The 25,149-nt window shown below is 64.3% G+C and carries 28 protein-coding genes and 2 tRNA genes; 20 read left to right on the top strand and 10 right to left on the bottom strand.

The features are described 5' to 3' along the window. The first annotated feature begins 100 nt into the window (after positions 1–100). The 4 genes from grxC (at position 101) to ACODS2_RS16545 (ending at position 1,825) form a co-directional block, all read left to right on the top strand. Positions 101–391 carry a glutaredoxin 3 gene (gene grxC / locus ACODS2_RS16560; protein WP_298166376.1) on the top strand — a complete coding sequence of 97 codons (291 nt, stop codon included), beginning with the start codon at positions 101–103 and terminating at the stop codon, positions 389–391. Continuing rightward, positions 388–1,224 (top strand): carbon-nitrogen hydrolase family protein, encoded by an 837-nt coding sequence (locus tag ACODS2_RS16555; RefSeq protein ID WP_488999815.1) that lies wholly within the window; start codon positions 388–390, stop codon positions 1,222–1,224. Before grxC ends, ACODS2_RS16555 begins: the two co-directional genes overlap by 4 nt. Then, complete coding sequence (locus ACODS2_RS16550) at positions 1,221–1,700, top strand: DUF1178 family protein (RefSeq protein WP_298166380.1); 480 nt, start codon at positions 1,221–1,223, stop codon at positions 1,698–1,700. The genes ACODS2_RS16555 and ACODS2_RS16550 overlap by 4 nt, the downstream gene beginning before the upstream one ends. A gap of 48 nt (positions 1,701–1,748) precedes the next feature. Continuing rightward, positions 1,749–1,825: transfer RNA gene (locus ACODS2_RS16545), tRNA-Arg, on the top strand. A 29-nt stretch (positions 1,826–1,854) separates the two neighbouring features. On the opposite strand, the gene ACODS2_RS16540 is transcribed toward ACODS2_RS16545, so the two are convergent. Further along, a complete protein-coding gene (locus ACODS2_RS16540; protein WP_488999814.1) occupies positions 1,855–2,718 on the bottom strand; it encodes a response regulator in 864 nt (287 codons plus the stop codon). A gap of 247 nt (positions 2,719–2,965) precedes the next feature. Here ACODS2_RS16540 and ACODS2_RS16535 point away from each other — a divergent pair, with 247 nt between their 5' ends. Genes ACODS2_RS16535 through ACODS2_RS16525 form a run of 3 tightly spaced genes read left to right on the top strand, consistent with a single transcriptional unit; the run spans position 2,966 to position 5,385 of the window. After that, positions 2,966–3,211, top strand: coding sequence for a histidine kinase dimerization/phospho-acceptor domain-containing protein (locus tag ACODS2_RS16535; RefSeq protein WP_488999813.1), 246 nt, complete (start codon positions 2,966–2,968; stop codon positions 3,209–3,211). 26 nt (positions 3,212–3,237) lie between these two features. Further along, entirely contained in the window at positions 3,238–3,771 is a 534-nt protein-coding gene (locus ACODS2_RS16530; RefSeq protein ID WP_488999812.1) for a heme NO-binding domain-containing protein, read from the top strand. A gap of 6 nt (positions 3,772–3,777) precedes the next feature. Beyond that, on the top strand, positions 3,778–5,385 hold the full coding sequence (locus ACODS2_RS16525) for a response regulator (protein WP_488999811.1): 1,608 nt from the start codon (positions 3,778–3,780) through the stop codon (positions 5,383–5,385). On the opposite strand, the gene ACODS2_RS16520 is transcribed toward ACODS2_RS16525, so the two are convergent. From ACODS2_RS16520 to ACODS2_RS16500, 5 genes are all read right to left on the bottom strand, one after another. Then, positions 5,375–7,624: a PAS domain-containing hybrid sensor histidine kinase/response regulator gene (locus ACODS2_RS16520; RefSeq protein WP_488999810.1), complete on the bottom strand. Its 2,250-nt coding sequence runs from the start codon at positions 7,622–7,624 to the stop codon at positions 5,375–5,377. The two genes, ACODS2_RS16525 and ACODS2_RS16520, sit on opposite strands and share 11 nt — an antisense overlap. A 424-nt stretch (positions 7,625–8,048) precedes the next feature. Beyond that, positions 8,049–8,240 (bottom strand): hypothetical protein, encoded by a 192-nt coding sequence (locus tag ACODS2_RS16515; RefSeq protein WP_488999809.1) that lies wholly within the window; start codon positions 8,238–8,240, stop codon positions 8,049–8,051. A gap of 28 nt (positions 8,241–8,268) precedes the next feature. After that, on the bottom strand, positions 8,269–8,910 hold the full coding sequence (locus ACODS2_RS16510) for a response regulator transcription factor (RefSeq protein ID WP_298166393.1): 642 nt from the start codon (positions 8,908–8,910) through the stop codon (positions 8,269–8,271). 192 nt (positions 8,911–9,102) lie between these two features. Next, entirely contained in the window at positions 9,103–9,498 is a 396-nt protein-coding gene (locus tag ACODS2_RS16505) for a PilZ domain-containing protein (protein WP_488999808.1), read from the bottom strand. 356 nt (positions 9,499–9,854) lie between these two features. Then, positions 9,855–9,931: transfer RNA gene (locus ACODS2_RS16500), tRNA-Arg, on the bottom strand. Between the two features lie 87 nt (positions 9,932–10,018). Here ACODS2_RS16500 and ACODS2_RS16495 point away from each other — a divergent pair. Then, positions 10,019–10,807, top strand: a complete 789-nt coding sequence (locus ACODS2_RS16495; RefSeq protein ID WP_298166397.1) for a queuosine precursor transporter — start codon at positions 10,019–10,021, stop codon at positions 10,805–10,807. Next, complete coding sequence (locus tag ACODS2_RS16490; protein WP_488999807.1) at positions 10,807–11,208, top strand: DUF1761 domain-containing protein; 402 nt, start codon at positions 10,807–10,809, stop codon at positions 11,206–11,208. Before ACODS2_RS16495 ends, ACODS2_RS16490 begins: the two co-directional genes overlap by 1 nt. 21 nt (positions 11,209–11,229) lie before the next feature. Here the strand turns inward: ACODS2_RS16490 and ACODS2_RS16485 are convergent, their stop codons facing one another. The 3 genes from ACODS2_RS16485 to ACODS2_RS16475 form a co-directional block, all read right to left on the bottom strand. Next, complete coding sequence (locus ACODS2_RS16485; protein ID WP_488999806.1) at positions 11,230–11,838, bottom strand: hypothetical protein; 609 nt, start codon at positions 11,836–11,838, stop codon at positions 11,230–11,232. Between the two features lie 275 nt (positions 11,839–12,113). Next, positions 12,114–12,335 (bottom strand): PspC domain-containing protein, encoded by a 222-nt coding sequence (locus tag ACODS2_RS16480; protein WP_488999805.1) that lies wholly within the window; start codon positions 12,333–12,335, stop codon positions 12,114–12,116. After that, the gene (locus ACODS2_RS16475; RefSeq protein WP_298166406.1) at positions 12,332–12,478 is read right to left on the bottom strand and encodes a hypothetical protein; all 147 of its coding nucleotides are present in this window, start codon (positions 12,476–12,478) and stop codon (positions 12,332–12,334) included. The genes ACODS2_RS16480 and ACODS2_RS16475 overlap by 4 nt, the downstream gene beginning before the upstream one ends. 335 nt (positions 12,479–12,813) lie before the next feature. Between ACODS2_RS16475 and rimP the strand changes: the two genes are divergently transcribed. From rimP to rbfA, 6 genes are all read left to right on the top strand, one after another. Then, positions 12,814–13,374 carry a ribosome maturation protein RimP gene (gene rimP, locus ACODS2_RS16470; RefSeq protein ID WP_488999804.1) on the top strand — a complete coding sequence of 187 codons (561 nt, stop codon included), beginning with the start codon at positions 12,814–12,816 and terminating at the stop codon, positions 13,372–13,374. Between the two features lie 3 nt (positions 13,375–13,377). Beyond that, a complete protein-coding gene (gene nusA, locus ACODS2_RS16465; RefSeq protein WP_421838531.1) occupies positions 13,378–15,021 on the top strand; it encodes a transcription termination factor NusA in 1,644 nt (547 codons plus the stop codon). Then, positions 15,002–15,742, top strand: a complete 741-nt coding sequence (locus ACODS2_RS16460; RefSeq protein ID WP_488999803.1) for a DUF448 domain-containing protein — start codon at positions 15,002–15,004, stop codon at positions 15,740–15,742. The genes nusA and ACODS2_RS16460 overlap by 20 nt, the downstream gene beginning before the upstream one ends. A 5-nt stretch (positions 15,743–15,747) precedes the next feature. After that, on the top strand, positions 15,748–18,345 hold the full coding sequence (gene infB / locus ACODS2_RS16455; RefSeq protein WP_488999802.1) for a translation initiation factor IF-2: 2,598 nt from the start codon (positions 15,748–15,750) through the stop codon (positions 18,343–18,345). 121 nt (positions 18,346–18,466) lie between these two features. Then, positions 18,467–19,003: a DUF1697 domain-containing protein gene (locus ACODS2_RS16450; protein ID WP_488999801.1), complete on the top strand. Its 537-nt coding sequence runs from the start codon at positions 18,467–18,469 to the stop codon at positions 19,001–19,003. Positions 19,004–19,016: 13 nt separating this feature from the next. Next, a complete protein-coding gene (gene rbfA / locus ACODS2_RS16445; RefSeq protein ID WP_488999800.1) occupies positions 19,017–19,415 on the top strand; it encodes a 30S ribosome-binding factor RbfA in 399 nt (132 codons plus the stop codon). Here the strand turns inward: rbfA and ACODS2_RS16440 are convergent. After that, a complete protein-coding gene (locus ACODS2_RS16440) occupies positions 19,412–19,951 on the bottom strand; it encodes a YceI family protein (protein ID WP_488999799.1) in 540 nt (179 codons plus the stop codon). The two genes, rbfA and ACODS2_RS16440, sit on opposite strands and share 4 nt — an antisense overlap. A 250-nt stretch (positions 19,952–20,201) precedes the next feature. Between ACODS2_RS16440 and ACODS2_RS16435 the strand changes: the two genes are divergently transcribed. The 5 genes from ACODS2_RS16435 (at position 20,202) to pnp (ending at position 25,130) form a co-directional block, all read left to right on the top strand. Further along, on the top strand, positions 20,202–20,753 hold the full coding sequence (locus tag ACODS2_RS16435; RefSeq protein ID WP_488999798.1) for a GNAT family N-acetyltransferase: 552 nt from the start codon (positions 20,202–20,204) through the stop codon (positions 20,751–20,753). Then, complete coding sequence (locus ACODS2_RS16430) at positions 20,750–21,484, top strand: site-2 protease family protein (RefSeq protein ID WP_488999797.1); 735 nt, start codon at positions 20,750–20,752, stop codon at positions 21,482–21,484. Before ACODS2_RS16435 ends, ACODS2_RS16430 begins: the two co-directional genes overlap by 4 nt. Before the next feature lie 7 nt (positions 21,485–21,491). After that, a complete protein-coding gene (truB, locus tag ACODS2_RS16425) occupies positions 21,492–22,391 on the top strand; it encodes a tRNA pseudouridine(55) synthase TruB (protein WP_488999796.1) in 900 nt (299 codons plus the stop codon). 4 nt (positions 22,392–22,395) lie between these two features. Beyond that, positions 22,396–22,665 (top strand): 30S ribosomal protein S15, encoded by a 270-nt coding sequence (rpsO, locus tag ACODS2_RS16420; protein ID WP_298174220.1) that lies wholly within the window; start codon positions 22,396–22,398, stop codon positions 22,663–22,665. 170 nt (positions 22,666–22,835) lie between these two features. Continuing rightward, positions 22,836–25,130 carry a polyribonucleotide nucleotidyltransferase gene (gene pnp / locus ACODS2_RS16415; RefSeq protein WP_421838523.1) on the top strand — a complete coding sequence of 765 codons (2,295 nt, stop codon included), beginning with the start codon at positions 22,836–22,838 and terminating at the stop codon, positions 25,128–25,130. Positions 25,131–25,149 lie beyond the last annotated feature (19 nt).

Genomic DNA, 25,149 nt, shown 5'->3' with positions numbered 1-25,149 from the left:
GAATTGGCGCCCGGCCGTTCACTTGTGGTCACGCCCGCCTTGCGGCGCATGACACGAACAACCATGTGTGTTAGCGATTTTGCGTTTTCAAGAGGTACCCATGAGCGATCCTGCCACCCCTGCTGCTGCCCCGGCCGCTACGGTCGAAATCTACACCAAGTGGGGTTGCCCCTATTGCAGCCGCGCGCTGGCGCTGCTTGGTCGCAAGGGCGTGACCCCCACCGAATACGACATCACTTTCGGCGGCGAGAAGCGCGCCGAGATGCTGGCGCGGGCACCGGGCGCGATGACGGTGCCGCAGATCTTCATCAACGGCCAGCTGGTCGGCGGCTCGGACGATCTCGCGGCGCTAGAGGCGGCGGGCAAGCTTGATCCCATGCTTGCGGCATGAGCGCTGACACGCGGCGCATTGCGCTGCTGCAGATGACGACGGGCATCGATCCTGCCGCCAATGCGAGCGCGATGGCGCGCGCGGCGCAGGATGCGGCGGGGGAGGGGGCGGTCATGCTGTTTACCCCCGAAATGTCCGGCCTGCTCGATCGGGACCGGGCGCGCGGGTCGGTGCATGTGGTGCCCGAGGCGGAAAGCCTGGTGCTCGCCGAAGTGCGCAATGCCGCCGCGAAGGCGGGCATCTGGGTGCATATCGGCAGCCTTGCGGTGAAGGCGGATGGCACGCGCTGGGCCAACCGGGCCTTCGTGATCACCCCTGCGGGCGAAATCGCCGCGCGCTATGACAAGATCCACATGTTCGATGTCGATCTTGCGACCGGAGAAACCTGGCGCGAATCCGCTGCCTATCAGCCGGGCGAGGCTGTGGTGACGGTGGAGACCCCGCTCGGCCGCCTTGGCCTCGCCATCTGTTATGACATCCGCTTCCCCGCGCTGTTCGAGGCGCTGGGCCAGCGCAAGTGCGACATCATTGCCATTCCGGCAGCATTTACCGTGCCGACAGGCCGCGCGCACTGGCACCTGATGCAGCGCGCAAGGGCAATCGAAGCAAGTGCATTCATCGTCTCTGCCGCACAGGTCGGCCGCCACGAGGACGGGCGCGAGACCTATGGCCACAGCCTGGTGGTCGATCCCTGGGGCGATGTGGTGCTCGATATGGGCGAGCAGGGCGGTATCGGCTTTGCCGATATCGACCTTGCCCGAATTGCCGAGGTGCGCGCGCAGGTGCCCAGCCTTGCCAACCGGCGGCCCATTCCTACATCGTGGGCACCATGATTGTATTCGATCTTGAATGCCGCGCGGGCGGACACCGGTTCGAAGGGTGGTTCGCCAGTTCCGATGATTTTGCCGGCCAGCAGGCGCGCGGGCTCGTCACCTGCCCGGTCTGCGGTGCGCCCGAAGTGGACAAGGCGCTTTCCGCGCCGCGCCTGACGCGCAAGGGCAACCAGCTGCCAGCGCTTCCGGCGGCGCCGCGCCCCGATGCGCCGCAGCCGGTTGCCAACGGGCCGCTGCCGCCCGAGGCGGTCGCCATGCTCAAGGCCGTTGCTGCAGTGCAGAGCGAGATGCTCAAGTCCTCGACCTGGGTTGGTGAGAAGTTCGCCGAGGACGCGCGCGCCATGCACTATGGCGAAAAGGATCCTGCGATGATCCACGGCCGCGCGAGCCGCACCGAAGTGCAGAGCCTGATCGAGGAAGGCGTGCCCGTCGCACCGGTGATCGTGCCCGTGGTGCCACCCGGCGAGGTGAACTGACTGCCCGCGATTGCCAGACGCCAGCCTGCCCCTTAAAGGGCAAGGCGGGCGCCCGTAGCTCAGCCGGATAGAGCACCAGATTCCTAATCTGGGGGCCGTGGGTTCGAATCCCGCCGGGCGCACCACCCTTTTACGCGGCACTTTGCCACGGCGATCACACGCCGATGCGGTCTCTCAGGTATGTCAGGTACTGGCGCATCGCCTCCATCGCCTCGTCGTTGATGGCGAGGAGATCGCGGCGGCGGTCGAGCGGATCGGACCAGCGGCGGATCAGGTTCATGTCGACAAGGCTGCGGATCTGGCGCAGCGCGGTACTCATTGGCACGCCGGCGGCCTGGCACACGCTCGAGACCGGAACGGTCTTTTGCTCAAGCCGGGCCGAAGTGAGATCGAGCAGGATATCCCACATCGGATCCGAGAATAGCGCGGGATTGAGGTACTGGCCGCGCTGTTCGCGCATGCGCACGAGCTTGCGGGTGATCTTGAGCAACTCGGCATCGTCGACCGGCGGGAGCGGGGCGGCGGGAGCGGCAGGCTGACCCGCTTCGCTGACGGGCGCGCGCAGGCTGGCGCTGAGCGCGGCGAGCGAGCGTTCGCCGCACAGCCGCAGCCACTTGCGCATGGCGCGGCGCAGCGCGGCGGCGAGATCATCGCGCGAGACCGGTTTGGTGAGAAAATCGACTGCTTCGTTGCGCATGGCGGCGACGGCAACATCGATGCTGCCGAAACCGGTGATCACCAGCGTGACCAGCGGCCGCTGCGAGGCGAAGCGCGAGGAGAGTTCATCGAGCAGCGAAAGCCCGGTCATGCCCGGCATCTGCACATCGGTCACGACGATGCCGATGGTCTCATTCTCGGCGATTGCGCGCAGGGCGGAGGCCGCATCGAGCGCGTAGTTGCACTGGTAACCGAGCAGATGGGCGGCTTCCACGACCTCTTCGGCCGTTGCCCGGTCATCATCGACGACCAGGATCCGACACTGTGCATTATCCCGCTCTGCAATCACTCGCGCGTTCATGACCCTGCGTTATATATCGTTTGTAAGGGGAATTACATCCGCTTTGGAATTTGTTCTCGCCAAAGCTGCGCATGTCGAATGCAATCGCATCAATCAACGCCAGATTGGTGCCAATGTGGCACCGATCCTGATCGATTGGCTTACTAGTTATGCTTACGACTACTGTTAAGCTACCGCATATGCTTATTATTCCGTGATCAGTGCAAAACGTGCGGCGGGCAGTCGTTTCAGGGGGACATGAGCGCGCATGGCAATCGAGGATGTAAGCCAGATTTCGAACTGCCTGCACGAGCTTCGTCAGCCGCTCAATGTGATCGGCCTTGCCACGGGCAATCTGCGGGCAGCGCTGCGCCCCGGCCTCTCGCCCGAGCAGGCCGAGTACCTGACTGCCAAGCTCGACCGCATCGACGAGCAGGTGGCCCGGGTCGCCACGCTGGCCGACCGGATGGCCGAGGCGGCGCAGGAAGCGGTTCTGGCCGCGCGGCAGGCCTGAAGCGGAGCGCGACGTTCATGTATGGAATGGCACACCGCGCCCTGCGGCAGATGATGCTCGATCGGCTCGGTCCTTCCGTGTGGGCCAAGGTCGAGCGTGAGACGGGAACGGGCCCGGCCGATCTCATCAGCCTGTGCGTCTATGACGACTCCAAGACCATTGCGCTGATCTCTGCCTCGGCCGCGCACCTCGGCATGGAGGTCGACGAGGCGCTGCGCGTGTTCGGGCGCTATTGGGTGCGCTTTGCAGAATTGAGCTCGTTCGGTCCGATCATGGACTTTACCGGGCAGGACCTCGTCACCTTCATCAACAACCTCGACCGCATGCACCGCTCGGTAGTGCTGGCGATGCCCGATGCGCGGGTGCCGTCCTTCACGCTGATCGACGAGACGCGCGAGCGCCTGCTGGTGCGCTATCGCTCTGACCGCACCGGGCTGGAGACATTCGTGATCGGCCTGCTCGAAGGGCTGATGGACCGGCTGAACGAAACCGGGACGGTGGAACTGTTCGAACGCGGCGGGAATGCGAGCGACTTCGCCATTCATCTTGACCGGACCTGAGCGGCGATGAAGCCGGTCGTCACCATCCGCGAATCCCAGCTCGGGGCGCTTTTCCGCGCCTACATCAAGGTGGATGCGGACCTCATCGTGGTGACAGTCGGCCCGTTCTACCACAACCGCGATACGGCGGTGGCGGTGGGTGTGCAGATCGCGGATCTGTTTTCACTACGGCAGGACCGCGACGATGACCACGCCGCACCGCTTGAGGTCGCGATCCCGGCGATGGCGGATACGCCGGAACGGCTCGAACTGTTCTGCAAGCGCAAGAACATCCGCCTTGCCGGCATCGTCTTCTCGACCGAGGACGGCGGATTCCTGCTGGCGCTCAACATCGTGCCCGAAGACTTCATCATCGAAGGCCAGGGACTGCACATTTCGGACTTCTCGCAGATCGACGCCTCGGTCCCGGCGCTGACGCTGATCGGCATGCAGCGCGCCCTGCTGGCAGAAGCGCGGCAGGCGGCGATCGATCTGGCCAATGCGCAGTCCGAAGCGCTGGAACTGCTTGACCGCACGCAGCGTCTCGGGCGCTACATCGTCCATGACCTCGCCAACTATCTCTCGATCATCCGGCTCAATGTGGCGAACCTCGCGCGGTCAGGCGGCAGTGCCGAGGCGGGCAGGGCCGCGATCGAAGCGGCGACGCGGCATGTGGGCGACCTCGTGCTCTCGCTGGAGCGGCTGACCGGCCACCGCGACGTGGAAGCGGCGCCGCTTCCGGTCGACCAGACAATCCGATCGAACCTCGCCTTCCTTGCCGCTGCGCTGCCGGCGGATTTCTCGCTCGATTTCATCGGCAGCGCGGCGCAGGCGGCAGTCCGCGTCGGGCGCACCGAACTCATCACCATGCTGACCAACGTGATCGTCCATGCGCGCGGCGCGATGCCCGAAGGCGGCTCGATCACGATTTCGACCTATCGTTCGGATAGGGGGCCGACTGACGAAGCGGACATGCCGGGGGAGGACTGGATCGTGATCAAGGTGATCCATGATGGCCCGGGGATCGACGAGGAAGCCATGCGGCTCATGCTCGATCCGCAGGTGCTGGCGCGGCCCGATGGCGCGGATTTTCCGCTGCGCTCGGTCCGGACCTGGGCGCGTTCGATCGGTGGAGATGCCAGGATCACGGCGCTGCCGGAGACGGGAACCGACATCTGCATCTACTTGCCGATCAGCCGAGATACCGACGTGGCGGAGCCGCTCAGCGCGCCCATGCCCGGTATCGCGAGGCCGCGGACGGCGCGGACCTTGCGGGTGCTGGTCGTCGAGGACGAAGTCCACGCGCTTGACGCCGTGGTCGAGATCCTGCGCATGGACGGTTATATCGCCACTCCCGCATGCAATGCGGCGGAGGCGGTCGAGGCGCTTGCGAACGGCGATTTCGATATCCTGCTGACTGACGTGGTGATGCCCGAGCGCAGCGGAGTCGAACTTGCCCATGAAGTGGAGGCGCGGCATCCGCGCATCGGGATCATCCTGATGAGCGGCTATCTGCCCGACGAAAGTCTGCTGCAGCCGCACTGGCGCATGCTGCGCAAGCCGCTTGATCTCAGCCTGCTGTCACAAGCGCTGTCGGCGGCCCATGCGAAGCTCGCGGATAGCGCTACAGCCTAGGCGTCAGGTCCGCCTTTGGTGCGATCTGTCTGTTTTGTAGCTGGCGGATCAGCGTATCGACCGAGAATGGCTTTTCGAGCAGCGGCCAGGCAAGATCGGATTCGGCATGCCGAGCGGCATTGCCCGACATGACGATCACGCGCATGCCCGGATCACCCAGCGCGGCCTGCCGGGCAAGCACGGTGCCGTCCTCGCCATTATCGAGCAGCAGATCGCAGATCAGCACGTCGAACTTCTGGCGTGAAAGGGCCTCAAGCGCCTGATGCGAGGTGGTGAAGCCGGTCGGCAGGTGGCCGGCAAGGCTGAGCGTTTCGACCATGCCGCTGAGGAGATCGGGCTCGTTGTCCACGATCAAAACGCGCAGCTTGGCGGGCTTCGGCGCGGGCAGCGCGACCGGTGGCGGGCGGCTTCCGGCAATAACTGCGCCGGTTCGCGCCGGCAGCACGATCTGGACGATGGTGCCTTCGGGGCTGCTGTTGAGCACGCGGGCGGTGCCGCCATGATGGACGGCAAAGCCGAGCACCGCCGCAAGGCCGAGCCCGGTGCCCTTGTTGGGGCCTTTGGTAGAGAAGAACGGCTCGAATGCACGTTCGCGCACATCCTCGGTCATGCCCGAGCCGGTGTCGGCAACTTCGACGATGACCAGCGGCGCGGTGCGCAGGCCGGCGGGCAGACCTTCGCGGCTGGGGCAGCCTTCAGGGGCATCGCTGAGCCATGTGCGCAAGGTGAGCACGCCATGCTCGCCCATTGCATCGCGGGCATTGATGGCAAGGTTCACCAGCGCATTGTTGAAGCCGGCGGGATCGATCTCGACCGGCAGCGGCATGTCCCAGAGCTGCACCTGCACATCGATGCCGGGGCCGACCGCGGCGCGGATCAGCGCGATGAGGCGCAAGGTCAGGCTGTTGACGTCGGCCACTTCGGGGATGCCGCGCGGGTGGCGCGCGATGCCCAGCAGCGAGCGCGTGATATCGACACCGCGCAGCGCCGCCTGGGCGATCAGGCCAAAGCGATCGCGCGCGGCATCGCTTTCAGCTTCGCGTCCGCCAATTTCCGCGTGGGTCGCAATAATGCCGAGAATGTTATTGAAATCGTGGGAAAGTTCACCGGAAATCTGGCCGATTAGCTCCATCTTGCGGCTGTTCAGCAACTCGTTCTTGGCCTCGATCATCACGAGTCCCTGCGCGAGGCTGACGCTCATTTCCTCGAGAATCCGGATCTCGTCATCGGCAAACGCGCCCGGTTCGTCGGAATAGAGCGTGAGCGTGCCGAACGCGCGCCCGTCGTGCATCAGCGGGAAGGCGGCGATCGCCTGAAAGCCGCGGCTGAGCGCTGCCTCGCGCCAGGGCGCCAGTTCGGGATCTTCCGCCACGGAAAGGGAGACGGACACCTCGCCCTCGCGCATTGCTCTGGCCGTGGGGCCCTGGCCGAGCACCGGATCATTGGGGCGGATATCCAGCGCGGTGATGTAGTCCGCGTGGCTTGTGGCATGCGCGGTGACCCGGATCTTGTCGACCGGACCGATTTCCCGGAGCCCGATCCACGCTGCGGCATAGCCTTCGCCGTCGATGAGGCTCTGGCAGACCAGCTTGTGCAGTTCGGAGCGCGATTGCGCGCGCGAGATCGCGGCATTCACCAGCGCGAGGGCCCTGAGCGCGCGGCGATTGCGCATCATGCTGGCGTGGGTGCGGCGCTCTTCGGTGACATCGGTGGCAAAGCCGATCCAATAGCCGGTGCGCTTGCCCTTGAGTTCGTGCGGGTAGAACTTGACGTGCATGACGCGCTCTTCGCCCGAGGCGGTCTTCATGCGGAACTCGGTTCGGAAGGTTTCGAGCCCGGCCTGCCCGGCCCGAATCTCGCGCCGCACGCGCTGGCGATCTGCGGCATGCACGGCGTCGAGCCGCGACTCGGCAGCCTGGAACAGGGTGAGGGCATCGTGCCCCCAGACCTGTTCATATGTGGCCGTGGCAAAGGCGGTCTCGCCGGAAGGATAGGCCTCGATCCAGATGATCTGGTCGATCGCATTGGCGGCAATGCGGGCGACATCGAGCTGGCCGAGCAGCTGCGCGCGCACCACCAGCAGATGGACAACACCCCAGACGAGTGCGACGAAAGCGAGTGCGATCAAGGCCAGGGCCGGAAAACTGACGGTCGCCCGCAGCTCGGCGATCACCAGAACCGCTGCCAGTGCTGCTGCTGCGGGCGGCCAAACCCGCGCATCGATGCGCCTTTCAGCCATTGTCCCCACGCCCCCTTATGGCGCCTATACGAACGGCGCTTGCTATTGTGGACCGGTTAACCCGGTTCAGGTGCCTTGCCCCCCGACATGGCGATCTGTGTAACCAGACTACGCGTCTCAGGTTTGAACCGCAAACCTCTGATATGTGTTAACCCGGTTGCGAGTGCAGGGCCGGGAAGGACGGGGAACTCGCCCCTCCCGGCTCCGAGGTCGTGACCGTATGACGCGATCGCCCGCTCGCAACGGATGCGATCATCACGGGCAAAGTCCGGCAAGGGTTGCGCCCGCTGTCAGGTCAGTGACGGAGGCATTGCGCCCGGACATGGTGCATGGCCGGGCGTCGCTCTTCTGTTCTTGGCGCGCAACACTTGGGGACGGTTGCGCGCGAATCCTTCCGCAGGTTGCTCTGTGCGACCCGAAGGGGTTACCGGGAAACGTTCCTCATTTCAGCGAGGTAGGCCTCATCGACGGCAGGTGCCGTGCGCCAGGCGACTGTGCCGCTGCGGGTGATTACCTTGCTGCAGAAGCGGCACCGGCCATAGAGGAACAAGCCGTTCGTCCTGATCACCGCATCGGGCGCGTGGCGATCGAGAGTGCGGCATACCAGGACGCTCACCCCGCGCGCCACTGCGCCCGGAAAGCGATCAAGCATAGGCCGGGTTTATGGCGAACTCTTCGCTCGCAGGCTGGAACTCGCCCGAGCTTAGCGCGATCACGATGGCCTGCGCGGTGTTGCGCACGTTGAGCTTTGAGAGAACGTTGCGGCGATGGATGTCGACCGTACGAGGGCTGATCGAAAGCTTGGCGGCGATCCGTTCAGTGGTGCAACCATCGATGACTTTGCCCAGAACCTGGCGTTCGCGGGAGGTGAGCATGGCGACCTTTTCCTTGGCGCGGCCACCCATGACCTTGGCGGGCTGGCTGCGGCGCAGATCGTCCTCGGCGCGGCGAATGGCGCGGTCGAGCAGGCCGGGCTCCGATGGCCAGACCACAAAATCCGAAGCGCCTTCGCGGATGGCGGCAACGGCCTTCTCGAAACCGGCATTGCACGAGAATTCGACCTTGGCCGAAACCGGCGCGCGGTCGGCCCGGTACTTATCGATCAGCGTGCGGCACGAAGACTCGTGCCGGAACAGGAAGATGACGGGGCGATCGATTTTCGCGGGGAGTTCGCCGACATCGTTGAAGACAATGCTGCGAATGCCCAGCGAGCCCAGATTATGCGAGATCTCGGCCCGCAGATGAACGCTGTCCTCAATGACATAAACTACTGTTCTATCGTTCATTTCCCTGACCCGTGCAGAAGTTCACTAGTAAGGGTTGCCTACTTGGCTTTGCCGGGAGTCACCATCGATAACGGTGCCATTGCGGCAGCGAGTTTGGCTCAATTGCTGCCAAGGAGAGGGAAATAATCATTTTGGTGGAAAATGCAGTGTTCTGATCTGCCAAGGGATTTCTGCCCGGCGGCCGGGACGGCTTCAGAGGCGGCGCAGCAGCGCCACGTCGGGGCGGTGATCGCTGACGCGGTGCTTCGACTTCACTTCCCAGCTCGCGTTGCGATCAGCAAGATCACGTAGCCGCTGCAGGGTATCCATCATGATGGCAAGATTGATCGGTTCCTCGAACTCGACACCGAAGATCTGGTCGTTTGTCCATCGCACATTGGCCATGACCGTGCGGTTGTCGGGCAACTGGATCTCGGCGAACTCGCCGACGAGGGGCGGCAGGCCCTTGCAGGTGGCGCACAGTCCGCGCGCCGAGATGTTGCGGATGACGATCTCGAAGCCCGGCAAGCGGTCGGTCTGCATGTGCCCCTTCAGCAGCCGGCGTTCGCGGGGGTCGCGCGGATGTTGAGACGGACTCTGTTGCTTCACGGCTGGCTCCATCGGGCTTTTGCGCTTGGTGTGGACGGATGATGCTGGCTTGTTTTCTGGCGGGCGAGGGTCGGAGGCGGAGCGGATTATCTGGATGTCCGCTCAATCCCGCCGGCAAGTTCATGTATTCGGGGAATGAATCCGGCCAGATGCCTGGGTAATCACGCTGGATGAAGTGCGCGCAGATACGCATCGTGGTAACGATATTCGGTGCAATGACCGGAGCGTTCTGTCGGCATGGCGTTCTCTCCATCGTTGCAGGAGAGGTACGGGCGAGGTGTTAACGCGTGTTTGGAATGCGGGTAACCAATTAGGCCGAGTTTGCCGAAAAAAGTGCCGCGATGGCGAGAGGGGGGTGGCGCGCCCTGCAGGATTCGAACCTGCGGCCACCGGCTTAGAAGGCCGGTGCTCTATCCAGCTGAGCTAAGGGCGCGCACTGTGGTCCCTTGGAGAGTTACCTCTGGCCGTGCCTCATAAGGCCGCTTTGCCTGCCGCGCAAATCACGATAGCAACGCAAACCATGAACCAGCACCGCATCGCACGCATTGAAGGCAGCGCCGGCGCCCGCCGCCACTTCCGTTTCTTCGATTATCTCATGGCCGCGTTCGTCGCGATCCTGCTGCTGTCGAACCTGATCGGGGCGGCCAAGCTCACCACGGTAGGGGGCTACACGTTTGGCGCGGGGATCCTGTTCTTCCCGGTGTCCTACGTGCTGGGCGACGTGCTGACCGAGGTCTATGGCTATGCCCACGCACGGCGCTGCGTGTGGGTGGGTTTCTTCGCGCTGCTGTTCATGGCCTTCATGAGCTTTGTGGTGGTGGCCATGCCGCCATCGGAAGGCTGGGGCTGCGCATCGAGCGGCGATCCGCGCTTTGCCGAGATCGTGGCAAAGACCTCGGCCGGGGCGGTGTGCCAGACGACCTATGATTCGGTGTTCGGCAGCACCTGGCGCATCGTGATCGCCTCGGTCACGGCGTTCTGGGCGGGCGAGTTCGTCAATTCCTTCGTGCTGGCGCGGATGAAGGTGTGGACCGGGGGCAAGTACCTGTTCACCCGCACCTGGGGCTCGACGATCTTCGGGCAGGCGGTAGATAGCGCGCTGTTCTATCCGATCGCTTTCCTCGGTACGTGGCAGACGGCGGACGTGATCCACGTGATGTTCACCAACTGGGCGCTCAAGGTGATCTGGGAGATCGTGTTGACGCCGGTGACTTACGCAGTGGTCGGCTTCCTCAAGCAGCACGAAGGTGTCGACGTGTTCGATACCGACATCAGCTTCTCGCCCTTTGCGAGCGCCGAAGACGCCTGATGATCTACATCGTCCTCAATGGCGGGGCGATCCTGGCGGCGACCATCATGGGGTTGGTACTGGGGACGCTCTATCAGATCGCGGTGGATCGGCGGCGGATCCTTGGACCGGGTTGGGCAGGGACGCTGGTGACGGCATTCCTCGCCGAGGCTTGGCTCTGCGCGATTCTGGCCGGTGCACTGATCCTCGCGCCACCCAAGGGCAGCGTGTGGACGATGACGATCGGCAGCGCGGTGGTCATTTGGCTGGGCTTCGTGGTGCCGAGCCTTGCCGCGTCCTACCGCATGCGGGCGCTTTCTGGCCGCACGGCGCTGATCGATTGTGGATACTGGCTGGTGGTGATGCTGGCGCAGGCCGTGGTGCTGCGCCAGTTCGGGCTGGTGTCGCCACCGGTGCCGTGAAAGCACCGGCAGCGGGCGCGCTCAGATCTTCGAGAAGGCGCGCATCCAGTGATGCTGGCACGGGCCATAATTGGCGAGCAAGGTGGTGATCCAGCTGCCCATCGCGCCTTCTACCGAGAGGCATTCGCCGAAATTGGGGTCGAAGGAGTAAATCTGGTTGTCAGCCTTGCCGAGGCGACCGGTCTTCATCTTGCGAAAGAAGGCGATCGTATGTGCCCCTCCCGAAGCGCCCACCACCGAGCCTGAAAACCAGAAACTGTAGATCACCCCGGCAATGCTGGTGGTGTTGAGGCCATCAAGGAACTGTGCCTGCGTATAGCCTTCGTATGGGACGACATCCTCGACAAATTGCAGGCCGCGCCAGGCTGCCACGCCTTTATCGGCGGCCTCTGCGCTTTGGCGGGTCCATTCATTGCCGAAAATCGTCTGGGTGACCATTGCCGCACCGCCTTTGCCCTTGCTCAGAGCGGTCATCCGCTTGGCAGCATTGGCAGGCGTGGAATCGGCATACATCGCGGCGATCCATTGCAGCGAGAAATTGTGGCAAGCGCCCTGCGTGGCAGCGGCATTGGCGGAGCCCGCCATGACACCGACCTGAGAAAAGGGAGCGACCAGATCTTGAACGGCCATGCGAGGTTACCTCCAGCGGATGCAATCGAAACCATGAAGTTCGACTCTACGGGAGTCCGATATTGGATAGCAATTCTGCTGCAAGATAACCATCAGCGCGAATGAAAATTGTCAGGTCATGAATTCAAACGCTTTTCAGGTTTCCCTAGTGCTAACCACGGCGCGCTTGGAGGGCCAACGCGGATGGAGGCCATGACGCCCGGCCTGATCAAACAGCCGATCCCCACTTGCACGACGTGCAAATGGGGAGGCTGGGGGGATGCTACTGGGGCGGCTCAATCTGCGATCAGGCCGATGGCCAGGTAGATCAGGATCAGCGAGCCGAAGCCGACCAGCGTGCCGATCAACCAGGCGACGCGCACCAGCGTGGCATCGATCCCGAAGTAGTCGGCAATCCCGGCGCTGACGCCCATGATCTTGCCGCGCTGCTTGTTGAGGTGAAACCCGCGAGGGGCGGACGAGCGGACTGCGTGGTCCTCGAAGCGCAGGTCGCTCATGCTGCGTACACCGAGCTGACGGTGGCGGTGTGCAGCGGGCTCTGGACCGGGCTGGTCACCGTGCCGCTGACGAGAGCGAAGGAGAGAGCGATCGCGGCAGCAGCGCTGAAGATCGGGGCGGTGAAGTTGCGGATGGTGGTCATGTGGTGGTTCCCTTCTTTGGTCCGAGTGTGGCGCCGTCCAGTCTGTCCGGCGTATGCTAGGAGCTTTGCATAGGCCGTGCCAAATGCGAGAAATGGCGGAAATGCGCGGTTTCTGGATTCTCGGCTAACTGGTTCTGCTTATCGTCATGCCAAAGTATGGGAAATTTCACCGACTTTCAGGGGCGTCCTGCCGCACAATCTTGGCGCTTGCCTTTTTCGGGACGTGCGCCTAGGGCAAATTCATCCCGACATTGTGAAGGCAAAGTCCGGGCTGGCGCCGAAAGGGGCCGGCACCAGACCCGCTGCCTTTGCTGCGCTGGGCCCCAGGAGCACGCATGAACGATATCGCACGGATTACCGAGATCGCCAGAGAAGAGGCTGCCAGCCTCGGCTTCGATCTCGTGCGCGTGCGTTATTTCAAGGGCGGCGAGATCGGTGATGAAGAGCACACGCTCCAGATCATGGCCGAGCGGCCCGAGACCGGCCAGCTGGTGATCGACGACTGCGCCGCGCTTTCGCGCCGCATGTCCGACCGCATCGATGCGCTGGAGGAAGCGGGTGATGTGCTGATCGAAGAGGCCTACCGGCTCGAGGTCAGTTCGCCAGGGATCGACCGCCCGTTGACCCGCGCAAAGGACTTTGCCGCCTGGACCGGTCACGAAGCGCGGATCGAGTTGGCGGAGCTGCTGGAGGGCCGCAAGCGTTTCCGGGGTGATCTTGCCGGCTTCGATTCCGCTGCACAGATGATTTCGATCGAGGACGATGGCGTGGTATACAACGTGCCATTCGATCTCGTCGCCAATGCCAAGCTTATCCTGACCGATAAGCTGATCGCCGCATCGCGGCCGCTGGATACCAGCGGCGTGGATGACATCGTTGAGGAACAGGAAGACTAAGCCATGGCCAGTGCGATTTCCGCCAACCGCGCCGAGCTGCTCGCGATCGCGAACTCTGTCGCGACCGAGAAGATGATCGACAAATCCATCGTCATTGAGGCGATGGAAGAAGCGATCCAGAAGTCCGCGCGCAACCGCTATGGTGCCGAGAACGACATCCGCGCCAAGCTCGATCCCCGCACCGGCGATCTGCGCCTGTGGCGCGTCGTCGAAGTGGTCGAAGAGGTCGAGGACTACTTCAAGCAGATCGATCTTAAGGCAGCTGACAAGCTCCAGCCCGGCGCGAAGGTCGGCGATTTCCTGGTCGATCCGCTGCCGGCGGTTGAGCTGGGCCGCATCGATGCGCAGTCTGCCAAGCAGGTGATCTTCCAGAAGGTCCGCGATGCCGAGCGCGATCGCCAGTACGAAGAGTTCAAGGACCGCGCGGGCGAAGTGATCACCGGCGTCATCAAGTCGGTCGAGTTCGGCCACGTGATCGTCAACCTCGGCCGCGCCGAGGGTGTGATCCGCCGCGACCAGCAGATCCCGCGCGAAGTGCCGCGCGTGGGCGAGCGCGTCCGCGCCTGGATCATGAAGGTGGAGCGCCAGAACCGCGGTCCGCAGATCTTCCTGAGCCGCGCGCATCCTGAATTCATGAAGAAGCTCTTCGCGCAGGAAGTGCCCGAAATCTACGATGGCATCATCGAGATCAAGGCCGCCGCCCGCGATCCGGGCAGCCGCGCCAAGATCGGCGTGATCAGCCGCGATTCGAGCATCGACCCCGTTGGCGCCTGCGTCGGCATGAAGGGCAGCCGCGTGCAGGCCGTCGTGCAGGAACTGCAGGGCGAGAAGATTGACATCATCCCTTGGAGCGAGGATACCGCGACGTTCGTGGTGAACGCGCTGCAGCCTGCGACCGTGAGCCGCGTGGTGATCGACGAGGAAGAGAGCCGCATCGAGGTCGTCGTGCCTGATGATCAGCTCAGCCTCGCCATCGGTCGGCGCGGCCAGAACGTCCGTCTGGCCTCGTCGCTGACGGGTTCGGCCATCGACATCATGACCGAGGCGGAAGCTTCGGAGAAGCGCCAGAAGGAATTCGCCGAGCGCTCGAAGATGTTCGAGGAAGAGCTCGATGTGGACGAGACGCTTTCGCAGTTGCTGGTCGCCGAAGGCTTCAGCGAGCTTGAGGAAGTCGCCTATATCGACATCGCCGAACTCGCCGCGATCGAAGGCTTCGACGAGGAGCTCGGTCAGGAACTTCAGAGCCGTGCGCTCGAGGCGCTGGAGCGCCGCGAGGAAGCGCAGCGCGAGGAGCGCCGCGGCCTTGGCGTCGAGGACGATCTGGCCGAGCTGCCGCACCTGACCGAAGCCATGCTGGTCACGCTCGGCAAGGCGGGCATCAAGACGCTCGACGATCTCGCCGATCTCGCCACCGACGAACTCATTGCCAAGAAGCGCGGGGGCGAACAGCGCCGCCGCAACAACAACCCGAACGAGACCCGCCGCGACCGCGAACGCAGCGAGCGCAGCGAGGACAAGGGCGGCGTGCTCGGCGAGTACGGCCTCTCGGAAGAGCAGGGCAACGAGATCATCATGGCTGCGCGTGCGCACTGGTTCGAAGACGAGCCGGCAAATGAGGAGGCCGCCCATGCGGAATCCTCACAATGACACGCTGAGCTCCGACAGGATTGGCAGCAAGCCGGCCGGGACTTCCGCAAAGGAGGCCCAGCCGGAGCGGAAATGCGTTCTGACCGGGCGCCATGATGCGCGCGGCGAGCTTGTGCGGCTGGCGATTTCACCCACCGGAGATGTGCTTCCCGATGCCTTGGCGCGTGCGCCAGGGCGGGGCGCGTGGATCGGGGTGGGCGAGGCCGAGCTTGCGACCGCCATTGCCAATGGCAAGCTGCGCGGCGCGCTGGCGCGGGCCTTCAAGGGTGCGTCGCTTTCCATTCCGGCCGATCTCCCCGAGCGGACCCGCGCTGCGCTCACCCGCGCGCTGACCGATCGCCTCGGCATCGAGCTGCGGGCGGGCAACATGCTGCTTGGCACCGAGAAGATCGCGCAAGGCGCACGGGCCGGTGCGGTGAAATGGCTGGCCCATGCCAGCGATGCCGGAACCGACGGTCCGAACAAGCTGGCCCAGGCCTGGCGCGTGGGCGAAGAAGCGGAAGGAACCGGCCTCAAAGGCATCATCTTGCCGCTGGACCGGGCAGCGCTGTCTGTGGCATTGGGCCGCGACAACGTGGTTCACCTGGCGCTGGTCGATGCCGCTGCGGCGCAGCGGGTCGCGGTGCCGCTGCGGCGCCTGCTGCACTTTCTAGGGTCTGAACAAGACACGGCGGACGTTGCTTCGGCAGCGTGCGAAGATATTGATACGAAGGGTATATAGTTTCGATGAGCGATGACAAGAAGCCGACGCTCGGCCGCAGGCCGCTTGGCCTGAAGACTTCGGTTGAGGCCGGCGAGGTCAAGCAGACCTTCAGCCATGGGCGGACCAACAAGGTCGTCGTCGAGGTCAAGCGGCGCAAGCTGATGCCGCGCACCCCGGGTGAAGTGGCTGCTGCCAGCGCACCGGCCGAGGCGCCCGTTGCCGCGCCCGCCGCACCTGCGCCGCAGCCCGTCCGCGCGCCTGCACCTCCGCCCCCGCCGCGTGCCGCCTCGCTCGAGACGCGCCAGGAAATGCAGACCCGGCTGCTGCGCGAGGCCGAGGAAGCCCGCCAGCAGGCGCTTGAAGCCGCGAACCGCCGCGAACAGGAAGAGCGCCTGCGCGCGCTCGAGGAAGCGCGCCGCGCCGCCGAAGCACGCAAGGCCGGTGAGGCTGAAGCTGCGGCTCCCGCCGAAGCGCCGGTCGCTGCCCCGGTCGAAGCCCCGGTTGCCGAGGCCCCTGCTGCCCCGGCTCCGGCTCCCGCTCCGGTCGAGGCGCCTGTCGCGGCCCCGGCTGCGCCAGCCGAAGCCGAAGCACCCGCTGCTGCTGCTGCCGAACCTGCGCAGCCCGCGCCGCGCCGTTTCACCCCCGTGGTTGCGCCCAAGCGGCCTGAGCCGGCGGCGAAGAAGCCGGCGCATGCCCCGCGTGACAAGGGTGCGGGCGACCGCCGCCAGGCCGGCAAGCTCACCGTTACCCGCGCGCTGAACGAGGACGAGGGCGCCCGCGCCCGCAGCCTCGCTGCGCTCAAGCGGGCGCGCGAGAAGGAAAAGCGCGCGCACTTTGCCGGGCAATCGCAGCCGCGCGAGAAGCAGGTCCGCGATGTCGTGGTGCCCGAGGCGATCACGGTGCAGGAACTGGGCAACCGCATGGCCGAAAAGGCCGCGGATCTGGTCAAGGCACTGTTCAAGATGGGCATGATGGTCACCATCAACCAGACCATCGATCAGGACACCGCCGAGCTGCTCGTCACCGAATTCGGCCATAACATCAAGCGCGTATCGGAATCGGATGTCGATATCGACAGCGCGGCCGACGTCGATTTCGAAGAAACGCTGCAGCCGCGTCCGCCGGTGGTGACGATCATGGGCCATGTCGACCATGGCAAGACCAGCCTGCTCGATGCGTTGCGCGGCACCGACGTGGTGCGCGGCGAAGCGGGCGGCATCACGCAGCATATCGGCGCCTACCAGATCAAGACCAAGGCCGGTGATCACATCACCTTCCTCGATACCCCGGGCCACGAAGCCTTCACCGAAATGCGCATGCGCGGTGCCAACGTGACGGACATCGTCATTCTGGTGGTCGCAGCAGACGACGGGCTGATGCCGCAGACGATCGAGGCGATCAACCACACCAAGGCGGCCGGCGTGCCCATGATCGTGGCGATCACCAAGGCCGACAAGCACGAGGCCAACCCGCAGAAGATCCGTGAACGTCTGCTTGAGCACGAGATCGTGGTCGAGGAAATGTCGGGCGATGTGCAGGACGTCGAGGTTTCGGCCAAGACCGGGCAGGGCATGGACGAGCTGATCGAGAAGATCCTGATTCAGGCCGAACTGCTCGAACTGCGCGCCAATCCGGACCGCGCTGCCGAAGCGACCGTGATCGAAGCCAAGCTCGACAAGGGCAAGGGTCCGCTCGCGACTGTGCTGGTCAATCGCGGCACGCTCAAGGTCGGTGACATTCTGGTGGTCGGCACCCAATCGGGCCGCGTCCGCGCGATGCTTGACGACAAGGGCCGCCAGATCAAGGAAGCGCCGCCTTCGCTGCCGGTCGAGGTGCTTGGCCTCGGCGGCGTGCCGATGGCAGGCGATACCTTGACGGTGGTGGAGAACGAGGCGCGTGCCCGCGAGGTTGCGGCCTATCGCCAGGAACGCGCGACCGCCAAGCGCACCGCGCAGGCTCCGACAAGCCTGGAGAACATGTTCTCCGCGCTCGCCGCCAAGCAGGCGGTCATCGAGTACCCCGTGGTCATCAAGGCCGACGTGCAAGGCTCGACCGAAGCGATCGTCAATGCGCTCAATCGCATCTCGACCGACGAGATCAAGGTCCGCATCCTCGCCTCGGGCGTGGGCGCGATCACCGAAAGCGACGTCAACCTCGCGCAGGCGAGCGGCGCGCCGATCATCGGCTTCAACGTGCGCCCCAACGCAAAGGCACGCGAACTGGTCGAACGCTTCAAGGTGCGCATGAAGTACTTTGACGTGATCTATCAGCTCACCGACGACATCCGCCTCGAAATGGCCGGCCAGCTCGGGCCGGAGCGGATCGAGACCGTGGTCGGCCGCGCCGAGGTCAAGGAAGTGTTCCCCGCCGGCAAGCGCGACAAGGCTGCGGGTCTGCTCGTGGTCGAGGGCTTCATCCGCAAGGGCATCAACGCGCGCCTTACGCGCAACGATGTCATTATCTCGCAGACGCTCATCCACTCGCTGCGCCGCTTCAAGGACGACGTGCCCGAAGTGCGCGCGGGCCTCGAGTGCGGTGTGGTGCTGGCCGATACGAACGACGTGAAGCCGGGCGACCAGCTTGAAGTCTTCGAGGTCGAGGAGCGCGTGCGCACGCTGTAGGAGTTGAGCACGTGGCCTATGAACCTGATCGGAAGTTGAAGGTTTTTGGCTGCATTGGACTGGCGATCCTGTTCGGGTCGCCGGTCCTTTTCCTCGCCTACATCTTTGTGACACACGTGTGATGCCCCGCTACGTCGCTCTGCTCGGTTCGATCAATGTCGGCGGCAATCGCTTGACGATGGCGGAACTGCGCGCGGCGTTCGAGGGCGAGGGGCTCGCCAACATCGAGACGGTGGTGGCTAGCGGCAATGTGCTGTTTGATCATGACGAGCGGCCGACGGCGGGGCTTGAGGAAATGCTGGAGCGTCTCGTGCGCGCCAAGTTCGACATGCGCAGCATTGTCGCGGTGCGCAGCGTGGAGGAAATCCGCAGCAGCATCGAGGACAATCCGTTCACCGGGCAAGGCGCGGACGCCAACGTCCACACCATGTTCCTCGATGGCGAGGCCGATCCGGCGCAGTTCCGCGTGCTGGTGGAAGATCAGACGGCGCGTGGTCCCGAAAGGCTCGCACTTGGCCCGCGCGCGCTCTATATTGATTTTGTCGAAGGCGTTTCGGCCAGCCGGATGACGGGCGCGTTTCTTGAACGGCGGCTCGGTCGGCGCGGCACGGCGCGCAATGTACGCTCGCTCGCCCGAATACTGGCGAAGATGGGCTGAAGGATCAGAATACATGGCAAAGCAGCCCGCATCCCCGGAAACCCGCTCGGTCCGCCTGCTCAAGGTGGGCGAACAGGTGCGCCACATCCTTTCCGAACTGCTGATGCGGCAGGAAGTGCATGACGAGGTGCTCACCGCGCATTCGGTCTCGGTGACGGAAGTGCGCATGTCGCCCGATTTGCGCCACGCGACGGCCTATATCAAGCCGCTGCTAGGGGCGAACGAGGAGGCCGTGCTGAAGGCGCTGCGCACCAACACGGCGTTCTTCCAGAAGGAAGTGGCCCAGCGTCTGCGGCTGAAATACGCGGCGAAGATGAAGTTTCTGGCAGATGAGAGCTTCGATGTGGCGGGCCATATCGACAAGCTGCTCGCCGATCCCAAAGTGCAACGGGATCTGGCTTCAGAAGATTAACCCGGCACCATCCGCGCACGGATCGTCACGTTCACCATCGAGCCGATAATCCACGGAAAGGCCGTCATCCCGAACTGGCGGCGATCGATCACGCCGGTGCCGACGATCGAGATCGGCTGCGTGCCGCCGGTGGAGAAGGGTGGGACCGAGAACGTCACGGCGAGCTTGATCGGCCGGGTGATCCCGCGCGCGGTAATGTCGCCTTCGACCTCGGCGGTCTTCTCGCCCGTCATCTTCAGCCGCCGCCCGACGAAGCGCACCGTGGGATGGTGCGCGACATCGAAGAAGCTTTTCCCTTGCAGCGTCTTTGTCTGCGAATCTCCGGTGGTAAGCGTGCGCGCGTCGATATCGACGACCATGTCCAGCGCTTCGAGATCGGCGAAGGAGAGGTTGAAGGTGCCAGACATGTCGGGGAATTTCGCGGTCTTCGAGGCAATCCCGAAGAAGGCGACCTTGGCATCGACATGGCTGGCGCTGCGGTCGATCACATAGCGCAGATCGCCGGCGGCGCCTTGCGCTGGCTGAAGCATCGCCATCACCGCGGTGAGTGCGATGAGCAGTCTTGGCAGCAAGCGGGGAAGCAGGCGGTGCATGGCGATCCTTGAAGCAGACGTGGGGTTAACGCAGCGTGACGAGGCAATAACCGACGTGCCAGCAGGTACGCTCGCCGCGAATTTGCCGACCCGCGGCGTCTGCCAGCGCTTGGCATTCGCCGCGCAATGCCTATGTGAGCAAGGTTATGGCAAGCCTCCCTTTCCGGCACATCCCGCTTCAGGTCTTCGTACCATGAGCGGCGGCGAACTCTACATCCCGTTGGAGGAAGGCAACTTGCGCATCGAACCGCTGCGCGAGGCGCACCGCGAGGCCTTGCGCGCGGCTTGCGCCCAGGACAGCGAGATCTGGGAAATCTATCCCTTCTGCTACGTGGGTGAGCATTTCGATCCGCAGTTCGATAGCCTGCTCGCCAGCCCGCCGGGGCGCTGTGTCTATGCCGTTCTGATGGAAGGCACCGTGGTCGGCATGACGGCGTGGATCGCATTCGGCGATCCGGGCTGGTCGATCGAGATCGGCAACAGCTTCATCGTGCCCGCACTGCGCAGCACCGGCTTCAACCGGCGGCTCAAGCGCCTGATGATCGATCATGCGTTTGCCTGCGGTCTTGAGCGGGTGGTGTTCAAGGTCGACGTGATCAACACGCGCAGCCGCGCTGCTGTGCGCAAGCTTGGCGCGGTGGAGGAAGGCGTGATGCGCCGCGAGCGCAAGACCTGGACGGGCCGCGTGCGCGATACGGTGATCTATGGGCTGCTGCTGGACGACTGGCTGGCGGCTGGACGATGAGCGATACGCTCTATCTGGCGGCGGCGCTGGTGCCGCCGATCGTCTTTGCCATCGTGTTTCACGAAGTGGCGCATGGCTGGGTCGCCCGGCTGCTGGGCGATCCCACTGCGCACGAGCAGGGGCGCCTGAGCCTCAATCCGCTGCGCCATGTCGATCCCTTCGGCACGGTGATCCTGCCCGCCGCGCTCAAGCTGCTGGGGCTTCCGGTGTTCGGCTGGGCCAAGCCGGTGCCGATCAGCTATGCCCGCTTGCGCCGCCCCAAGCGCGACATGGCGCTGGTCGCTGCGGCAGGGCCCGGGATCAATCTCATCATGGCGATGCCGGCCGCATTGGCCTTTACCGCGCTGTTCAAGGCGGGGGGTGGAACGGGGATGGACATTGCCGCCTGGACCGCGGGAGAAGTTGCGCTGCCGGGTGTGCTCGAGTTCTTCGCGCAGATGAGCATGGCATTCCTCACGGTCAATCTGTTCCTCGCGCTGTTCAATCTGCTGCCGCTGCCGCCCTTCGACGGCTCGCGCATCCTGCGTGGCGCGCTGCCCGATGCAGGAGTACGCGTGCTCGACCGGATCGAGCCAGTGGGCATCCCGCTGTTCATGCTCGTGTTCATCGTGTTGCCCTGGCTGGTGCCAGGGCTGCATCTGGTCGACCGACTGGTGTTTCCACCGGTGCTATGGCTGCTGGGGCACTATCTTGATCTGGCCAGTTGGGCAGTCAGTCTGCCGCTGGCGTGAGACGACCATGACAAACGGCTGGATCATTCTCGACAAGCCCTTGGAGCTTGGTTCGACGCAGGCTGTGGCGGCGGTGAAGCGCAACTTGCGGCAGGCAGGCTACGGCAAGGTCAAGGTTGGCCATGGCGGTACGCTTGATCCGCTGGCCACCGGCGTGCTGCCGATTGCGGTGGGCGAGGGGACCAAGCTGTGTGGGCGGATGCTGGATGCGAGCAAGGTCTATGCCTTCACGCTGCGCTTCGGCGAGGAGACCGATACGCTCGATCTCGAAGGCAAGGTCATCGCGGCGAGCGATGTGCGGCCGCTGCGGCCGGACATCGAGGCGTTGCTGCCGCGCTTTACAGGGCCTATCGAGCAGGTGCCGCCGGCCTATTCCGCGATCAAGGTGGATGGCGAGCGGGCTTACGACCTCGCGCGGGCAGGGGAGGCGGTTGAACTGAAGAGCCGCGCGGTGACGGTGCATAGCCTTGAGATCGGCGCTGCGGGCGAGGGTGAGACCACCCTCATCGCCCATGTTTCCAAGGGCACTTATATCCGCAGCCTTGCGCGCGATATCGCGCATGCGCTTGGCGCGGTCGGCCATGTCACCATGCTGCGCCGCCTGCGCGCCGGTCCGTTCGACCTCGCTCAAGCGATTTCGCTGGACAAATTGAACGAGGTGGGTAAGGGCGCACCCCTTGAACACATACTCTTGCCGCTGGAGGCAGGGCTGGTCGACATCCCGGCTCTTGACCTTTCGCCCGAGCAGGCAAGAGCGGTCCGCCAGGGCCGCGTTCTTGACGGGCTGCCCCATAACGACGGGCTTTACTGGGTGCGCAGCGGCAATGTGCCGGTGGCCTTGGTCGAGCTTTCAGGCTCCGTCCTGACCGTCGCGCGGGGGTTCAATCTTCCCGATGTCGCGGAGTAAGTACATGTCGATTAGCGCAGAAAAGAAGCAGGAAGTCATTGCGGGCAACGCACGCGGCACCAACGACACGGGTTCGCCCGAAGTCCAGGTCGCGATCCTGACCAGCCGCATCCAGACCCTGACCGAGCACTTCAAGGCTCACCACAAGGACAACCATTCGCGCCGCGGGCTGCTGATGATGGTCAACAAGCGGCGCTCGCTGCTGGACTATCTCAAGAAGAAGGATGTGGCGCGCTACAATGCCCTCATCCAGAAGCTCGGTCTGCGCAAGTAACCAAGCGGAAAGCGGCCCCCACGTGGGCCGCTTTTTGCATCTGGCACCCGCTTTGCAATTCGGCAGGCGGGCAATCCGGGGGCCGCAAACAGGCCCCGCACCGGACCGGGACGGCACACCCGGCAGCAAACCCCGTGCGCAATTTGGTGCGCGGGCTCGAAGGAAAACGCATGTTCGACGTCAAGACAGTATCGCTGGAGTGGGGCGGCAAGACCCTCACTCTGGAAACCGGCCGCATTGCCCGTCAGGCTGACGGCGCGGTCCTCGCCACCTATGGTGAAACGGTTGTGCTTTGCGCGGTGACCGCCGCCAAGAAGGTCAAGGAAGGCCAGGACTTCTTCCCGCTGACCGTGCACTATCAGGAAAAGTTCTCGTCCGCCGGGCGCATCCCGGGCGGCTTCTTCAAGCGTGAGCGCGGCGCGACGGAAAAGGAAACGCTGGTTTCCCGCCTGATCGATCGCCCGGTGCGTCCGCTGTTCCCCGAGGGTTTCTACAACGAGATCAACGTCATCGCCCAGGTGCTGAGCTATGACGGCGAGACTGAGCCTGATGTGGTTGCGATGATCGCCGCCTCGGCAGCGCTCACCATCTCGGGCGTGCCCTTCATGGGCCCGATCGCGGCTGCCCGCGTCGGCTTCAAGGACGGCGAGTACCAGCTCAACCCTTCGCTGAGCGAAGTTGCGACCGGCCGCCTCGATCTCGTCGTCGCCGCCACCGATGCGGCCGTGATGATGGTCGAATCCGAAGCCAAGGAACTCACCGAGGACGAAATGCTCGGCGCGGTCATGTTTGCGCATGACGAGATCCGCAAGGTCGTCGGCGCGATCATCGATCTGGCCGAGAAGGCCGCCAAGGATCCTTGGGAAATCGACCTCACCGACAACACGGCGGACATCAAAGCCAAGCTCAAGGCGCTCGTCGGCGCCGATGTGGCCGCTGCCTACAAGCTCACCGACAAGTCGGCGCGTTCGAATGCGCTGAACGAAGCGCGCGCCAAGGCCAAGGAAGCCTTTGCCGCGGAAGGTCCGCAGACCCAGATGGTCGCGATGAAGACCATGAAGAAGGTCGAGGCCGACATCGTGCGCGGCGCCATCCTCAAGGATGGCACGCGCATCGACGGGCGCACCACCACGCAGGTCCGTCCGATCGAATCGATCGTCGGGTTCCTGCCGCGCACGCACGGTTCCTCGCTCTTCACGCGCGGTGAAACGCAGGCGATCTGCACCACCACGCTGGGCACCAAGGACGCCGAGCAGATGATCGACGGCCTCGACGGCCTGTCGTATCAGCGCTTCATGCTGCACTACAACTTCCCGCCCTATTCGGTTGGCGAAGTTGGCCGTTTCGGCGCTCCGGGCCGCCGCGAAGTGGGCCATGGCAAGCTGGCATGGCGCGCGCTGCACCCGGTGCTGCCGACCAAGGACGAGTTCCCCTACACGATCCGCGTTCTCTCGGACATCACCGAGTCCAACGGCTCGTCCTCGATGGCGACGGTTTGCGGCGGCTGCCTCTCGATGATGGACGCGGGCGTTCCGATCGAACGTCCGGTTTCGGGCATCGCGATGGGTCTGATCCTTGAAGGCGACGAGTTCGCCGTCCTTTCGGACATTCTTGGCGACGAGGATCACCTCGGCGACATGGACTTCAAGGTGGCCGGAACCAGCGCGGGCATCACCACGATGCAGATGGACATCAAGATCGCGGGCATCACGCGCGAGATCATGGCCAAGGCGCTGCATCAGGCCAGCGAAGGCCGCGCGCACATCCTGAACGAGATGACCAAGGCGCTGGGTTCGGCGCGTACCGAGCTTTCGGCCCATGCTCCGCGTATCGAGACGATCCAGATCGACAAGTCGAAGATCCGGGAAGTCATCGGCACCGGCGGCAAGGTGATCCGCGAGATCGTCGCTGAGACGGGCGCCAAGGTCGATATCGACGACGAAGGCCTGATCAAGATCAGCTCGTCCGATATCAACCAGATCGAGGCCGCGAAGAAGTGGATCCTCGGCATCGTGGAAGAAGCCGAAGTCGGCAAGGTCTATGATGGCAAGGTCGTGAACATCGTCGATTTCGGCGCGTTCGTGAACTTCATGGGCGGCAAGGACGGCCTCGTCCACGTTTCCGAGATGCGCAACGAGCGGGTCGAGAAGCCCACCGATGTGGTCAAGGAAGGCCAGGCCGTGAAGGTCAAGGTGCTCGAGATCGATCCGCGCGGCAAGGTTCGCCTGTCCATGCGCGTCGTCGATCAGGAGACCGGCGCCGAGCTCGAAGATACCCGCCCGCCGCGTGAACCGCGCCCCGAGCGCAGCGACCGTGGTGATCGCGGCGACCGTCGTGGTCCCGGTGGCCCGCGTGGTGATCGTGGCCCGCGCCGTGATGGCGGCGGCGGTCGCGATCGTGGTCCGCGTGGCGGCGGCGAGGGCGGCGGGGACCATATCCCGGCGTTCCTCAAGTCGGACGATTGATCGCTCCGGCTTTAGGCCA

Source organism: Novosphingobium sp. FG137, from assembly GCF_057809735.1.
Note: the sequence above shows the minus strand (reverse complement) of the source record. Positions and strands in the feature narration are given on the sequence as shown.